Annotated in this window: 12 protein-coding genes; 4 read left to right on the forward strand and 8 right to left on the reverse strand. The window is 57.8% G+C overall.

Annotation, left to right across the window (positions count from 1 at the left end; genetic code table 11):
* Positions 1 to 9: 9 nt before the first annotated feature.
* From PHX60_RS09660 to PHX60_RS09670, 3 genes are read left to right on the forward strand one after another with little or no spacing between them, the layout of a single operon-like run.
* A complete protein-coding gene (locus PHX60_RS09660; protein ID WP_300077066.1) occupies positions 10 to 1,971 on the forward strand; it encodes a methyl-accepting chemotaxis protein in 1,962 nt (653 codons plus the stop codon).
* Between the two features lie 23 nt (positions 1,972 to 1,994).
* Positions 1,995 to 2,552, forward strand: a complete 558-nt coding sequence (locus tag PHX60_RS09665; RefSeq protein ID WP_300077067.1) for a chemotaxis protein CheW — start codon at positions 1,995 to 1,997, stop codon at positions 2,550 to 2,552.
* Between the two features lie 8 nt (positions 2,553 to 2,560).
* Positions 2,561 to 3,412 (forward strand): protein-glutamate O-methyltransferase CheR, encoded by an 852-nt coding sequence (locus tag PHX60_RS09670; protein ID WP_300077068.1) that lies wholly within the window; start codon positions 2,561 to 2,563, stop codon positions 3,410 to 3,412.
* Positions 3,413 to 3,445: 33 nt separating this feature from the next.
* Here the strand turns inward: PHX60_RS09670 and PHX60_RS09675 are convergent, their stop codons facing one another.
* From PHX60_RS09675 to PHX60_RS09705, 7 genes are all read right to left on the reverse strand, one after another.
* On the reverse strand, positions 3,446 to 4,087 hold the full coding sequence (locus PHX60_RS09675; RefSeq protein WP_300077069.1) for a thiol:disulfide interchange protein DsbA/DsbL: 642 nt from the start codon (positions 4,085 to 4,087) through the stop codon (positions 3,446 to 3,448).
* 58 nt (positions 4,088 to 4,145) lie between these two features.
* Positions 4,146 to 4,868 carry an SPOR domain-containing protein gene (locus tag PHX60_RS09680; RefSeq protein ID WP_300077070.1) on the reverse strand — a complete coding sequence of 241 codons (723 nt, stop codon included), beginning with the start codon at positions 4,866 to 4,868 and terminating at the stop codon, positions 4,146 to 4,148.
* Positions 4,868 to 6,304 (reverse strand): RNA-guided endonuclease IscB, encoded by a 1,437-nt coding sequence (gene iscB, locus PHX60_RS09685; protein ID WP_300077071.1) that lies wholly within the window; start codon positions 6,302 to 6,304, stop codon positions 4,868 to 4,870. Before iscB ends, PHX60_RS09680 begins: the two co-directional genes overlap by 1 nt.
* Before the next feature lie 334 nt (positions 6,305 to 6,638).
* Positions 6,639 to 8,348 (reverse strand): arginine--tRNA ligase, encoded by a 1,710-nt coding sequence (gene argS, locus PHX60_RS09690; protein ID WP_300077072.1) that lies wholly within the window; start codon positions 8,346 to 8,348, stop codon positions 6,639 to 6,641.
* Positions 8,349 to 8,390: 42 nt separating this feature from the next.
* Positions 8,391 to 8,810 carry a hypothetical protein gene (locus PHX60_RS09695; RefSeq protein ID WP_300077073.1) on the reverse strand — a complete coding sequence of 140 codons (420 nt, stop codon included), beginning with the start codon at positions 8,808 to 8,810 and terminating at the stop codon, positions 8,391 to 8,393.
* 94 nt (positions 8,811 to 8,904) lie between these two features.
* Positions 8,905 to 11,118: a malate synthase G gene (locus PHX60_RS09700; protein WP_300077074.1), complete on the reverse strand. Its 2,214-nt coding sequence runs from the start codon at positions 11,116 to 11,118 to the stop codon at positions 8,905 to 8,907.
* Between the two features lie 62 nt (positions 11,119 to 11,180).
* The gene (locus PHX60_RS09705) at positions 11,181 to 11,363 is read right to left on the reverse strand and encodes a hypothetical protein (protein ID WP_300077075.1); all 183 of its coding nucleotides are present in this window, start codon (positions 11,361 to 11,363) and stop codon (positions 11,181 to 11,183) included.
* 17 nt (positions 11,364 to 11,380) lie between these two features.
* On the opposite strand from PHX60_RS09705, the gene PHX60_RS09710 reads away from it, so the two are divergent.
* Positions 11,381 to 11,530 carry a DUF3149 domain-containing protein gene (locus PHX60_RS09710; protein WP_300077076.1) on the forward strand — a complete coding sequence of 50 codons (150 nt, stop codon included), beginning with the start codon at positions 11,381 to 11,383 and terminating at the stop codon, positions 11,528 to 11,530.
* A 12-nt stretch (positions 11,531 to 11,542) separates the two neighbouring features.
* Here the strand turns inward: PHX60_RS09710 and PHX60_RS09715 are convergent, their stop codons facing one another.
* Positions 11,543 to 12,286 (reverse strand): 16S rRNA (uracil(1498)-N(3))-methyltransferase, encoded by a 744-nt coding sequence (locus tag PHX60_RS09715; RefSeq protein WP_300077077.1) that lies wholly within the window; start codon positions 12,284 to 12,286, stop codon positions 11,543 to 11,545.
* Positions 12,287 to 12,298 lie beyond the last annotated feature (12 nt).

Raw genomic sequence — 12,298 nt, forward strand, 5'->3', positions numbered from 1 at the left:
GGAGGTACCATGAAACTGACCGTGACCAAAAAAATGAGCCTCTTGGCAGGGTCGGCCTTGATTGGCATTGCCATGCTGACCGGCTTGGCGCAAAAAGACATGCAGCATGTCTTTCAGGCTTCCAGCTTTACCAGCGAAAACACCGTGCCCGCTTTGGTGATTTTGGCCCATGTGCAAAAAGATTTCCTCAATCTGCGCCTGAGTGCCAATCGCATGATGGTGATGCACCAAGAAGAAGAGTTGATAGCCCTGGAAAAATCAGCGCGTCAAAACCGCGAAGCGCTGTTGCAAGGTCTAAAAGACTACGAAAAAACCGTCGTGGACGACAAAGACCGCGTCTTATTACAGCGGGTCAGTAAAATTTTTTCCGAATATGAGCCACTGTTGTTTGCCGTCATCAAAGAGGTACGCAATGGTGCCGAAGGCGTAGAAAAATCCAAAGCCATGTCGGTGCAGGCCAGTGTAATTGGTGCCCAACTTGAAAATGCAATTGAAGAACTCTTTGCCTACAACGTGAATTTGGGTAAAAAAGGCATGGAAGATGCCGTGGCCACCAAAGACCGTGCGCTCACCTTGTCTTTGTTGATTGCTGCTTTAACCCTGACTGCCGTGGGCATCATCAGTTGGGTGGTAACGCGCTCGGTATTGCGCCAGCTGGGTGGCGAACCCGACGAAGCGGTTGATATTGCCAACCGGATTGCAGTGGGTGATTTAAGCAGCAAAATTAATCTACATGCTGGTGACAGCAGCAGTTTAATGGCGGCCATGCAGCGCATGACGCAATCCATTGAGGCCGTGATTGCCGACACCAATGTACTGATTCAAGCCGGAGCCAATGGCATGGTGCATGTGCGCTCCGATGCCAGTAAACACCAAGGCGATTTTAAGAATTTGGTCAATGGCATTAACCAAACCTTAGATGGTATTACGCAGCCAGTCGATGAAATCGTCACCGTGATTGCGGCGATGGAAAACGGCGACCTGAGCAAAACCGTGCAAGGCGACTACAAGGGCGAAATTAAAACCGTCAAAGAAAGCATGAACAATATGGTGACCAAGCTGGCACAAACGATTAGCGATGTCAGTGCCACCGCCGAAACCTTGGCTTCGGCCACGGCGCAAGTGTCTTCCACCTCGCAATCTTTGTCGCAAGCCGCCAGCGAGCAAGCCGCCTCGGTCGAAGAGACCTCGGCCTCCATCAACGAGATGGCTTCATCCATCCAACAAAACACCGAAAACGCCAAAATTGCCGATGGCATGTCGGCACAGGGCAGCAGCAAAGCCGCCGAAGGTGGCAAGGCCGTCAACGATACCGTGCTGGCCATGAAGCAAATTGCCAAGAAAATTGGCATCATCGACGACATCGCCTACCAAACCAATCTGCTGGCGCTCAATGCAGCCATTGAGGCCGCGCGTGCCGGTGAACATGGCAAAGGCTTTGCCGTGGTAGCCGCCGAGGTGCGCAAACTGGCCGAGCGCAGCCAAGTGGCGGCGCAAGAGATTGGCCAATTGGCCGTCAACAGCGTGGGCATGGCCGAAAAAGCGGGCAAGCTGCTGGATGAAATCGTGCCGGCCACGCAAAAAACCGCCGATGTGGTGCAAGAGATTACCGCCGCCTCCGAAGAGCAAACCGTGGGCGTGAACCAAATCAACACCGCCATGAGCCAGTTGAGCCAAATCACGCAGCAAAACGCCAGCGCCTCCGAAGAGCTGGCCGCCACGGCAGAAGAGATGTCCACCCAGGCCATCAGCCTGCAAGAGACCATGTCGTTCTTCTATGTGGCCGAGCAAGGGCGCAGCAACGCCAAACCTGCCAGCAATGCCAGCACCAATACCAATGCCAGCTGGAATGCAGGCAAAAAAGCCCCTGCCAGCCCATTGCGTATCGGCGGCCTGAACCGACAACCTGTCATGGCAAGCACTGCCAGCATCAGCAACCACCCTGACGAGTCCCATTTCGTGCGTTTTTAGTCCTTTTTGGCGGAGGTGCGGCCATGACCAGCCCAAAATTGCCCAGTTTTGCCTCGCCCACAGCAGCCCAACAAGCGCTGCTGGCGGCAGGCACTGACCCACAGCAATACCTCACCTTTTATGTGGGTGAGGAAATGTTTGCGATGGGCATTTTGGCCATCCGCGAAATCATCGAGTACCACGCCCTGACCGAGGTTCCCTTGGTGCCGCCCTTGATTCGCGGCGTGATTAATCTGCGCGGCAGCGTGGTACCCGTGGTTGATTTGGCGGTGCGCTTTGAGCGCACACCCCGGCCCAGCAGTAAGCGCACCTGCATTGTGGTGGTCGAAACCCAGCACCATGATGCCGCTTTAGAAAACACCAGCCCGCAAAAAATGGGCGTGGTGGTCGATGCTGTGTCTGAAGTGCTAGAAATTGCACCCCAAGCGATAGAGCCAGCACCCGAGTTTGGCACCCACCTGCGTAGCGATTTTATTCAGGGCATGGCACATATCAGGCAGCAATTTGTCGTGGTCTTGGATATAGACCGCATTTTGTGGCTACCCGAAATAGCTGTGCGCTCATCTCTTCAAACCGAGTGAGGCCCACTATGGAAGACTTCCTGTTGTATGGCGAAGATTCTATTTCTAGCCGGGAGTTCTCGCAGTTTCAAAAGCTGATTTTTGATATTGCGGGCATCAGTCTATCGGAGGCGAAAAAGGTGTTGCTGGTCGGGCGGCTGGCCAAGCGCTTGCGCGCATTGGGGCTACGCAGCTTTGGCGAGTATTTTCAGCACCTGAGCCAAGAGGCCCAAGCGCAGGAGCGCCAAACGATGGTGGATTTAATCACCACCAACGAGACTTATTTTTTCCGCGAGCCACAGCATTTTGATTTTTTGCGCGAGAAAGCCGCGCGCTGTGGTCGCCAAGGTGGTTTTAGGGTCTGGAGTGCCGCCTCGTCCAGCGGCGAAGAAGCTTACAGCACCGCGATGGTGTTGGCCGATACCTTGGGTTTGGGCCAAGGCAGCTGGGAGATTGTGGGCACGGACATCAGCACCAAAGTATTATCGGCAGCGCACCGGGGGCTGTATTCTTTAGAACGCACCAATGGCATTCCGCCCGCGTTGCTGAAAAAATACTGCCTCAAGGGTATCTTAGACCAGCAAGGGATGTTGTTGGTGGCACGCCAACTGCGCGAACGGGTGCAGTTTATGTACTGCAACCTGCTGCAACCGCAGCGCGTGCCCGGTTTGTTTGATGTGATTTTTTTACGCAACGTGCTGATTTACTTTAACCAAGAAACCAAGCAAAAAGTGATTGCCAATTTGTTGCCCTATCTCAAGCGCGATGGGCATCTGATTATTGGCCACTCAGAATCTTTGCACGGCATCAGCAGTGCTTTGGTGGCCGAGCGCCCCACCATTTACCGGCCTGCGTACAGGGTACAGGCTGGCCAACCGTAGCGCGCAAGGCCGCTAAACCGGCTTAGACCGGTGTTAAGCCTTGAGGCTGGCAAGGTGGTTGACCACCTGCAACATCGCTTGCAAGCTGCCAGCCAAGGTGCCATCGGTGTAATAACGTCCGGCCACCCCCATCGAGGGGGTGCCCTCGACGTTGTAGGCTTCTTGCAATTGCGTGACGCGGCGCACTTGGTTGGCTACGGTGAAGGATTGGTACATCTCTTTGAACTTGGCCAGGTCCAACTCGGGCTGCTTGGCGACCCAGGCCATGATGTCCTCGTCTTTGGCCAACTTTTGCTTCTCAACGTGGATGGCACGGAACACCCGCGCGTGCAGCGGCTCGACTTTGCCCAAGCCTTCTAAAGCGTAGTAGAGCTTTTGCGCGGGTACAAAGCTGGCATTGAAGGCCACCGGCACCCGGCGCACCACCAAATTGGCCGGTGCTGCTTTGCTCCAACTGTTGAACAGGGGTTCAAAAGTATGGCAGTGGCCACAGCTGTACCAAAAGAACTCTAGCACCTCGATTTTGCCAGCGGGTGCATCGGTATTGACCGGCTTGGTCAGCTTGTGGTAATCCTTGCCTTCTTTGGGCGTGGCAGCCTGCGCTTGGGCTGATAAAGGCAGCAGGGGAGCGGCCAAGGCCACGGCAGCAGTCAGAGAGAAGTCACGGCGTTTCATTAAAAAAATACTCCAAGGAGAGTGAATGAGGTTCAGAGAGTCAGTGCGGGGCAAAAGTTCAGCGGTTCACGCGCACCAAGGCCGAATCCACCCCTGAGCCATCGAGCCGCCCCTTGAGTTGCTCGGCATCGCCGCGTTTGCCAAACGGCCCCAAACGCACCCGAAACACCGTGCGCCCGCCTTGTTCGCGCTCACTGATGCGTGCTTCTAAGCCTTGCATGGCCAGTTTGGCGCGTTGGGCTTCGGCATCGTTTTGGCTGCCAAAGGAGCCAGTTTGCACGAAGTAGGTGAAGGGGTCTTCTGCGGTGCTGTTGCTGGCCGTATTGCTGGCTTGCATCCGGCTCTTGGCCAAATCGCCCAGTGGGTCGGCACTGGCCGCAGCCGAGGCGCTGGCTGGCGCTGGTGTGGGGGCGGGCTTGGCCTCGGTGGGCGGCTTGCTCTCAGCCGTTTTGACTTCTGGTTTGGCATGGGCCGCTTTGGTGTCGGTGCTGGCCGCTGCGGGTGGGGTGGTTGTTACAGCGCTGGCCGCTGGGGCCGGTTCGGTAGGCTCGGCCGGGATGATGCGGGCCGGATTTTTGCCATACAAGGGCGCATTGGGGTCCCAAGTTTTGTTCTTTTCGTCTTCGGCGGCATCTTGGCCCGTGCCACGCACGGCACCTTTGTTCAAAAAGGGCACCGGTACTTTGGTGACATAGACGGCCACCGCAAAGGCGGCCCCCAAACCCACCACCAAGCCCAAAATAAAGCCCAGAATGGTGCCGCCTTGTTGCTGTTGTTTCATCAGTGTGCGCGTGAAACCTCGGCATTCATGCCGGGGAGGCAGAGCGCGGAACGCACAGCGTTCCTGGCTTGGGGCCTTGCCGGTTCACGTTTTGCGCTGTTGGCCCGGTTGAAGAAGTAGCCATAGCCATCACCACGCTGAATCACGCGACAATGTTTGTGGCTGATGCCTTGCACCACGACGGATTGTCCGTCTTGGTAGCTTTGGATGTTAAAAGAACCACTGGCTCGAATCGCCACACGACCGATGTGGATGCCAGCTTTGACCCCCGAGGGCACTTCGGCGCGTACCATGTCGCCAGTGCCAAAACCATGCACCCGTTTACGGCGCATGAGGTAGCCCCTTGGAAAGCCAAATTTGTTCAGCCTTGTGCGTTGGTAACTGCCTCGGCCTGTGGCCTTGAGGGTTAAGGTGGGACATTGCCAGTTTTCGATGGCTTGTATTTTCCCGACGCAAGCAGCATCGAGTGCATGGGTTTTCGGGATACCCAGCGTACAACGGTTGAATTTGGTTTGACCACCCGAAGCCAGTTCGACCGGCAAGCCGGTGGCTTGCAGCGCATTCGCCAGCGCCCAGCGGGTAGCATTGACGGCTGCTGCATCGCGCAAGGGCTGTTTGGCCTGTGTCAGTATTTTGGCCAGACGCTTGGGGTCTTTGGCCAAAAAATCTTCAATGCTACGCGCGGCTTTTTTCTGGTTGCAGCAGGCGCAAGCCAGCGTTAAGTTAGAAGCCCGATTGCTGCCGCCCTGCGCTTTGGGGTGGATGTGTTCGATTTGCAACGGAACGTCTTGGGCATCGCAATACGCGCACTGGCGGCCCCATTTTTCCAGCAGGTACTCGCGCAGTTCGTAGCCGAATAAAGTGCCTTGCTGGTATTCGATGCCCGAGATTTTCGGGTTTTGCAGGGCTTGCATATCAAAGCGCACCAGCTCAGAGCTGATGGCTTTAAGTGGTACCCAGCGTTGGATGCGTCGCACCCACGCCATGCAGGTATCGACCCGGTGTTGCAACGAGGGGGCCAGCCAACCTTCTTTTTGGTTGCCGCGATTGAGAAAACGCGGCGCACGGTGGCGCAACTGGTTTCTACGCCGACGGCGCATCTGGCGGCGAGCGGTTAAGGCTTCGGAAATTTGTCTGCCACGATGGATTAACTCCATCAAGTTCAGCACCACGGCAGTAACTTGCACTTCGCCGCTTTGCTGGTCAATGATTTCAGCATCGCGCACCAAAGCCAAGCCGGTAGTTTTGCTGCCGGGGTCGAGTTTCAAACGCAGTGGCTGAAAAGTGCAGGTATCCGCTGCACGGTCTGTGAGTCGGATGACCATCGGCACAAGGCGATGCACCCGCGCCCGACCACGCGCCAGCAGCAGCCGGGCGCGCTTTTCGGTGCAGGGCATCAATGCCTTACCTTGGGAATCCAACACAAAAACTGCCACGTATCTCTCCAAAAAATCAGCTGTCTTTCCAGCTAGTCAGCCCTTACGGGCCTAGTGACGGACATCTTGCGATGTCGCTCCCCTCGGGAATGTCCACAACCGGCTCCAGCTTTTACAAGCTGCGGTTTCAACCTTCGGGCTTTTACCTTGGCCCAGCATGATCAAAACCTTGCAGAGCAGCAAACTGAGGAAGCATTTGCTGGTGCGTCTCAACGACCTGTTGTCAACGTAGCGGGCTGGTTACCGCTTTCCCTGGTCAACTTGGCTTAAATCCTTTCGGCTTCAAGCCCCATCCTTCAGGATGGGGTAATTGACGGCCATGCCTGTTATCCGATTACATGCGCTCGGGAGCTGATACCCCCAACACGGCCAAGCCATTGGCCAGCACTTGGGCGGTGGCTGCCACCAGCGCCAGCCGGGCCAGCTTCACCGCCTCGTCTTCTACCAAGATGCGCTCGGCATCGTAATAGCTGTGGTAACTGGCGGCCAACTCGCGCAGGTAGAAGGTGACATCGTGCGGTGCGTTGCCCGCAGCGGCTGCGGTGAGCATTTCGGGGTATTTGGCCAGCAGCAGCATCAGGGCTTGGGCTTGTGGGCCTTGCAGCGCCGATAAATCGACGTTTTGCAGTGCCGCTACACCCGCCCCGCCTTGCTCTTGCCAAGCGCGCAGCACCGAGCAGATGCGCGCATGGGCATATTGCACGTAATAGACCGGGTTGTCGTTGTTTTGCGCCACAGCCAAATCGACATCGAAGGTGTATTCAGTATCGGGCTTGCGGCTGAGCAAAAAGAAGCGCACCGCGTCTTTGCTTGTCCATTCAATCAGGTCGCGCAGCGTGACATAACTGCCAGCACGCTTGCTGATTTTGACTTCCTCGCCGCCCTTGACCACACGCACCATCGTATGCAGCACATAGTCGGGGTAGCCTTGCGGAATGCCCACATCAGCCGCTTGCAAACCGGCGCGCACCCGCGCAATCGTGCCGTGGTGGTCGGTGCCTTGGATGTTGACCACTTTGGTAAAGCCACGCTTAAATTTTTGGATGTGGTAAGCCACATCGGGCACAAAGTAGGTGTAATTGCCGTCTTGCTTACGCATAACGCGGTCTTTGTCGTCGCCGTAGTCGGTGGACTTGAGCCACAACGCGCCATCTTGCTCGTAGGTTTTGCCATTGGCAATCAGGCGCTGCACCGTGGCCTCGACATGGCCGTTGGTGTAGAGGCTCGATTCGAGGTAATACTCGTCAAAGCGCAACTGGAAGGCTTGCAAGTCTTTGTCTTGCTCGTTACGCAGGTAGGCTACGGCAAACTGGCGGATGTTGTCGTAGTCTTCCACATCGCCATTGGCGGTAAATTCGCGGTCATCGGCCTTGACGGTGGCCTTCGCCAAAAAGGCGGCTGCAATGTCTTGGATGTAATCGCCGTTGTAGAAATTTTTGGCGGCGGGGTTTTCTGGGTCTATCGGCCAGCAGTCGTCACCGGGTTTGAAGCCTTTGGCGCGCAGTTGGGTGCTTTTGGTCAGGGTGTCGATTTGCACACCTGCATCGTTGTAATAAAACTCGCGCTGCACGCTCCAGCCTTGGCTGGCGTACAGGTTGCAAATGGCATCGCCCAAGGCGGCTTGGCGACCATGCCCGACGTGCAGTGGGCCGGTAGGGTTGGCCGAGACAAACTCGACCAAGATTTTTTCGCCACGCGCGGGTTGGTCACCAAATTGTGGCCCTTGGGCCAACACGGCTTGCACCACTTGCTGCTTGGCGGCGGGCAGTAGGCGGATGTTCAAAAAGCCGGGGCCAGCAATTTCAATTGCGGCCACCCAGCGCTGAAAGGCGGCCGTGGCTTCTAGCGCTGCTTTGAGTTGCTCACCCAAGGCGCGCGGGTGGAGCTTGAGCGGCTTGGCCAATTGCATGGCGGCCGTGCAGGCAAAATCGCCATGCGCCGCCACTTTGGGCGATTCAAACGCCGCCTTGGCACCAGCACCGGGGGAGAGTTGTTCTAGTTCAGCCGCTAAGGCGGCCAGCAGTTCGTGTTTGGCAGAGAGCATAAGCCGATTTTACGGGGCCGCGCTGCCAGCCTGCACCGGTGCTTAGGGCTTGCGCCGAGGCAGCAGGGTGAAGCCATCGGCACCCGGCTTAAAGCCTAGCCGGTCTAAGTGGTCTTCGGCGGCGGAGGCAATTTGCGTGCTTAACTCTAGCCCGAGTTCATTGAGCATATTGGCCATCATGTTGCAGCGCACCACCAGCAGGCCGCGCAGTTCTTCTAGCGTGTGGCGTTCGCGCCCGTGGTCATCGGTCAGTGGCACATCGGGGTTGTGTTGGTAGCGTTGGAACAGCGGGTGGGTGCGCTCAATCAGCTGCTCTATTACCGCCTCATTGTGCGAGGATAAATCCACATCCAAAAATAAGGCCAACCGGGCAATGCGTGCGTCCACATCGGCCAAAGAGCGCGTCATGCGCCGTGACCATTGGAACAGGGGGTCGTCTTTTTCGGGCAATCCATTGGGCATGGTAGGGCATTCCTTGCAGCGTTGCGGCACAGTGTAGTACCGCTGCCCTCGGTTGAGCGCCCAAAGCGGCGCCCAAAGGCACCGCTTTTTAGGCTTAGGCTGCGCGTTGCGCCGCTTTGACCTTCAAACGCCAAGCGTGCAGCAGCGGTTCGGTGTAGCCACTGGGTTGCTCTTTGCCCTTGAACACCAAATCCAGCGCGGCTTGGTAGGCCATGCTGGTCTCAAAGTGACCGGCCATCGGTTGGTACAGCGCATCACCGGCGTTTTGCTTGTCCACCTTGGCGGCCATGCGTTCAAAGGTGGCGCGCACTTGTTGCTCGGTGACGATGCCGTGGTGCAGCCAATTGGCCACATGCTGGCTGGAGATACGCAGCGTGGCGCGGTCTTCCATCAGGCCGATGTCGTTGATGTCGGGCACTTTGGAGCAGCCCACGCCCTGGTCCACCCAGCGCACTACATAGCCCAAAATGCCTTGGATGTTGTTGTCCAGCTCTTGCTGCTTTTCAACATCGCTCCAGTTGGGGTTGCTGCTGACCGGAATGGTGAGCAGTCCGGTGAGCAGGTCGTCGCGCACGGCATCGGCGCTGGTTTTTTCCAGCTCGATTTGGATGTCGGCCACCTTGACTTGGTGGTAGTGCAGCGCGTGCAGCGTCGCGCCGGTGGGGCTGGGCACCCAAGCGGTGTTGGCACCGGCCTTGGGGTGGACGATTTTTTGTTCCAGCATGGCAGCCATCAGGTCGGGCATGGCCCACATGCCCTTGCCGATTTGCGCCTTGCCGCGCAGACCCATCGTCAGGCCGACCAGCACGTTGCTGCGCTCGTAGGCTTGAATCCAAGCGCTGGTCTTCATGTCGCCCTTGCGAATCATCGGGCCAGCCAGCATGGCCGTGTGCATTTCGTCGCCGGTGCGGTCCAGAAAGCCGGTGTTGATAAAGGCGATGCGGCTGGCAGCAGCCGCGATACAAGCCTTGAGGTTGACGCTGGTGCGGCGCTCTTCGTCCATGATGCCCAGCTTGACGGTGCTGTCGGGCAGGCCGAGCAGTTGCTCCACGCGGCTGAACAAATCGGCGGCAAATGCCACTTCGGCCGGGCCGTGCATTTTGGGCTTGACGATATACACGCTGCCCTTGCGGCTGTTGCGGATACCGTTGGCACCGTGGCCTTGCAGGTCGTGCAGGGCAATGGTGGTGGTGACCACGGCATCCATGATGCCTTCTGGGATTTCTTTCACGCTGCCATCGGCGGCGGTGTAGAGGATGGCCGGGTTGGTCATCAGATGGCCGACGTTGCGCACAAACATCAGGCTGCGGCCATGCAGGCGCACTTCGCCGCCTTGGGGTGCGCTGTAAACACGGTCGGGGTTGAGGCCGCGCGTGAGCTGCTTGCCACCCTTTTCAAACGATTCGGTCAGCGTGCCTTTGAGGATACCGAGCCAGTTGCTGTAACCCAGCACTTTGTCTTCGGCATCCACGGCCGCCACCGAGTCTTCTAAATCCAAAATAGTGGACAGGGCTGCTTCTAGCACCACATCGGCCACACCGGCAGCGTCCGATTGGCCAATCGGGGTAGCACGGTTGATGATGATGTCCAAATGCAGGCCATTGTTGACCAGCAACACCGAGCTGGGGGCCGCTGCTTCACCTTGGAAGCCCGCCAGTTGGGCGGCATCTTTCAGGCCGGTGCTGCTGCCGTCTTTGAGCGTTACCAGCAATTGGCCGCCCTCGATGCGGTAGCCAGCAGCATCTTGGTGCGAGCCAGCGGCCAGCGGCGCGGCTTGGTCTAGCACATTGCGGGCAAAGGCAATTACCTTGGCGCCGCGCACGGGGTTGTAGCCTTGGCCTTTTTCGGCACCGTCGGTCTCGGGGATGGCATCGGTGCCATACAGCGCGTCGTACAGACTGCCCCAGCGCGCGTTGGCCGCGTTGAGGGCATAACGGGCGTTGAGTACCGGCACCACCAGTTGTGGGCCAGCTTGAATCGCCAGCTCATCATCGACATTGCGGGTGCTGGCGGGGGCGGTGGCGGGTTGGGGCACCAAGTAGCCAATGGTTTCCAAGAACTGGCGGTAGGCCGCCATGTTGGTGATGGGGCCGGGGTTGGCCGTGTGCCATTTGTCCAACTCGGCTTGCAGGCGGTCGCGCTCGGCCAGCAGGGCGATGTTGCGTGGGGCCAAATCGGCCACGATGGCATCAAAACCTTGCCAAAACTTGGCGCTGTCAATGCCGGTGCCGGGCAACACTTGCTCGTCAATAAAGCGTTGCAGGCTCTGGGCCACTTGCAAGCGGTGGATGGCGGTACGTGCAGTCATGCAGAAAACCTCAAAGGATGAAAAGAAAAGAACGAAATGGAGCTGCCACCGACTGTATCGAATTATTTGCCCAGATAAATAGGCAAAAAATCAAGGTTTACACGCAGTGCCAAGCCCGGCGTGCAGGCAAACGACTGGGTGAGACCCAGCACCAAGGTCTGGCGCAGCAGCAGCCAAAGCGCAAAGCCTATCTTTTGCCATAGATACAGCCTGTTTTGCCCCCTACAATGGTTTTTTATTTTCAACCAGAGGGGTGCTGCTGATGAAGCTACTAAATGACCTTTTTACCACGGACTATGGCCTGATGAGCATCATTGGCATTGGCATCATGGTGGTGGCCAGTGTGGCTTTTGTTTCTATACTCAAAAGCAAAATTGAAGCCGACCCCAAAGATACCGACAAGTCGCGCTAAGTTCTGGCTTGTTTAGCACCAGCCCAGTGCCGCCAAGGCGGCCAGAGGGGCTGTTTCGGCGCGCAGCACCCGTGGCCCCAAGCTGGTGGGGATAAAGCCGTGCGCTAAGGCCAGCTGCTCTTCGGTGGCGCTTAGCCCGCCTTCGGGGCCAGACAAAAACCACACTGGCCCAGCACTGGTTGCCAGTGACGTGAGCGCTTGGCTGTCGGGGCGCAAAGACAGCACCCGCCGCTGCCCGCTGCCTTCGGTGCTGGGGTGCTGGCCCAGCCAATCGGTCAAAGTTTGGGCTGCATGGATGCGCGGCACCCGGTTGCGTCCGCATTGCTCGCAGGCGGCCACGGCCACGGCTTGCCAGTGGGCGAGTTTTTTCTCGGCGCGTTCGCCCTTGAGTTTGAGCACACTGCGTTCGGCCAGCAGCGGCGTGATGCTGGCCGCGCCCAGTTCGGTGGCTTTTTCGACCAACCAATCCATGCGCTCGTTGGCGGTAATGCCAGCCAGCAGGTGGATGGCACGTGGGGCTTCGCGCTCGATGGCGTGGTGGGTGTCGATGCGTACTTGTACCTCACTGCGGCCCATGCGTAGCACGGTGGCCGTAAATTCGCCGCCGCCGGGGCCTGTGCCTTCTAATCCGCCATGAAACAGGGTGATGCTGTCGCCCGGTTGCAGGCGCAACACTTGCACATGGCGCGCCGCACCAGCGGGCAGGTCAATCTCGGTGCCGGGCAACAGCGTAACCGGGCAATAAAAACGTGGCATGGGGGTAGTCCT

This window comes from Giesbergeria sp. (assembly GCF_028686475.1).
GTDB lineage: Bacteria > Pseudomonadota > Gammaproteobacteria > Burkholderiales > Burkholderiaceae_C > Simplicispira.